At 56.6% G+C, this 2,422-nt stretch carries 2 protein-coding genes and 1 pseudogene; all 3 read right to left on the bottom strand.

Features of this window, described 5'->3' with window-relative positions:
- Nucleotides 1-590: 590 nt before the first annotated feature.
- Nucleotides 591-845: pseudogene (locus QZX93_RS27415) on the bottom strand (DNA methyltransferase); the annotation flags it as partial.
- A gap of 268 nt (nt 846-1,113) precedes the next feature.
- Nucleotides 1,114-1,479, bottom strand: coding sequence for a nucleotidyltransferase domain-containing protein (locus QZX93_RS16140; protein WP_295386126.1), 366 nt, complete (start codon nt 1,477-1,479; stop codon nt 1,114-1,116).
- Nucleotides 1,476-1,910, bottom strand: coding sequence for a nucleotidyltransferase substrate binding protein (locus QZX93_RS16135; protein ID WP_295386124.1), 435 nt, complete (start codon nt 1,908-1,910; stop codon nt 1,476-1,478). Before QZX93_RS16135 ends, QZX93_RS16140 begins: the two co-directional genes overlap by 4 nt.
- Nucleotides 1,911-2,422 lie beyond the last annotated feature (512 nt).

Genomic DNA, 2,422 nt, shown 5'->3' with positions numbered 1-2,422 from the left:
TTCACCCTGCTGGCCAGTGTCATCGACACCTGCCGGCAACGCGGCCACTCGCCGTGGGACTACCTGGTCGCCGCGATCACCGAGCGGCGCGCCGGACTGCCCCTGCCCCCGCTGCCGGTGGCGGGGGTCTGAACGATTACGTTTTGGTGATAGTTAAATACATTAATATAAGGAGGCGAGGTAACGACAAAGTCAATCGACCCATCGGCCAACGGCAGCGCTCGCGCGTCGGCAAGCTGGCTTGAAATTGGCGCTGAAGTAAAAGGCAGCTCGCGAATAACACCCTCTAATTTTCGCGTCATTAAATGCACTCTTTCAATAGAAAGGGCATGGTGAAAAAAGTCTAATAGAATTACGAGCGCATCTATAACCGCTATTGAGTACTGTTCCGTCGCCGCAGCACGAATGCAGGATAGTCGTTGCCTTATAAGCTCCTCACCGAACACTTCAATCGACTGAGAAAAAAAACCTGGAAGTGGAATTTTTTCGCAAACGAGGGAAATAGCAAAGTTTAATACCTCCGTCCTTTTTTCACTTGGCAGGTTGGCAAGCTCAAAAATGCGACTGAGTATCCACGCAGACGGGTTAACTTCAAAGCCAAACGCCCTATACCCGAGCTTCGCCGCCTCATATAGAACCGTACCACTACCGACAAAAGGGTCCAGTATGGTTGCTTTCCTGGGGCAGTACGCGATCAAAAGCTCTTCTATTAACTGTGGTGAAAATTGCCCGCGCCATGTGAATATGTTGGATCGAGTTTTATCCTCGATATTGAGACGATCGGGAGAAAGATGCACCAAGGACGATGCGCACGTTTTCTCAAGGGTTGCTATGGATATGTTCATTTTAAAGAAGAGAAGCAATGTACCGACCAATGAGCCCGCGCGTCAACAGCGAATGATATCACGAGTCGAAAAATGGGGCCAGTGAGGAATGGCGGAAATAGGGGATCGACGGAAATAGGAGACGTATCACGATTCTTTCGTTGACCGCGCCGATGTCCGGGGACAGCGCGTAGGTTGGGCTGAGGAACGAAGCCCAACAGGTTCGCCCGCGCAAACCGCTGAATGTTGGGCCTCCTTCGTCGGCCCAACCTACTGGATCGCTGCCTCTTCAGTCATTGGCATTCTCCTCAGCCGGCACGGACGCGCCGCTCGCTTGAAGGACCACATAGCCCGCTGCGATCTCCTCGCGAAACGCCGGAGGGAGGCGCGCCCAGTCAAGGACCTGCACCAGGATCGGCAGGTCACTGTCGGAAAAGGCGGCGGCAACCTCGTCCAGATCGGGTTGAGGACGGGTCAGGTCATCGGGTCGGCGCACGACGAGATCGAGGTCACTGGCGTCGTAATGATCGCCATTGACGCGGCTGCCGTAGGCCCAGACCTCGGACTGCGGCAGATAACGGCGCAGGATGTCCTGGACGGTCTCCAGGTAACGCGCGGGCAGGTACAGCGTCCGGGGAGCGGTGACCGCGGTCATACTGCGTCCTCGCCAAGCTTGTCTTGCAGTCGATCGGCCAGCCGGGCCACGTCTTCCAGAAAGCCGGGCATCAGCGTCAGCGTCTCGCGCGCGAAGGCCTCGCCATAATCGTGGGCGGTGTCATTGCGGTTGTCACGATAGCGAAACCAGCACTCGACCTCGTCCAGGGTCAGCAGGTCATGCACAGCGGCGAGGCGCAGAATGTCCTTGATCGGCGTGGCTTCGAGCGTCCGGCCCCCGTGCCCGAACGCCTTCAGCGCTTTCTTGAGCAACTTGAAGGTGGTTTCCTGCGTCAGTTCATAGCCCTTGACGATGGCATTGCGAAACACCTCCTGCTCGATGCTATCCGGGTCTGCGCGTTGATAGAACGACAATGACGACTGCAAGGTCGCGATGCAGCGGCGCAGATGGTCGAGATTAAGGTAGCGCATGGCCGCAGCCCCCGGCAGGTGCCTCGTCGGTGTTGTTGTCGTTGCTCGCCATCAGGACTCCTTTGTCTCTGATTCCGACCGCGCCATGCCACGTCAAACGCGCTGGCCACCACCTTTTCGATGAAGCGTGCTGCGAGATCAATGGCGACCCGCGGACCAGTTGAGGTAGGTTAGCGCCTCGGGCAGCACGACTCGGTACTCTCCTAACAACCGAGGCAACACCGTCAGACAGGCGCCCGCCAGGACCTCGCAACCATGCCAAATCGGCTTGTGCTCGCGCACGCACCGACTCACGGTGCTCCAGCGGGGCAGACGGCCGCTATTGGCCATCGCTGCGGTGCAGAGAACGCGGACACGACTAATGCCTAAGAGCTTAGTAACGATTCAAAAATAACTTAAACACTTTTATCAAGAGAACCCGTTGGGGTCAACAACGTAGTTCCATTGCCCAAGGCTCAGGTCATGCCGAATAAACTGATCTTTGATATCACGGAACCCGTCGGAGCATTTGC

Source organism: uncultured Thiodictyon sp., assembly GCF_903946935.1.
GTDB lineage: Bacteria > Pseudomonadota > Gammaproteobacteria > Chromatiales > Chromatiaceae > Thiodictyon.
This window is presented reverse-complemented; position numbering and strand designations above follow the sequence as displayed.

Excerpts from the sequence above, each read along its gene's own strand:
- QZX93_RS16140 (WP_295386126.1), bottom strand. The coding sequence starts at position 1,479 with ATGACCGCGGTCACCGCTCCCCGGACGCTGTACCTGCCCGCGCGTTAC.
- QZX93_RS16135 (WP_295386124.1), bottom strand. The coding sequence starts at position 1,910 with ATGCGCTACCTTAATCTCGACCATCTGCGCCGCTGCATCGCGACCTTG.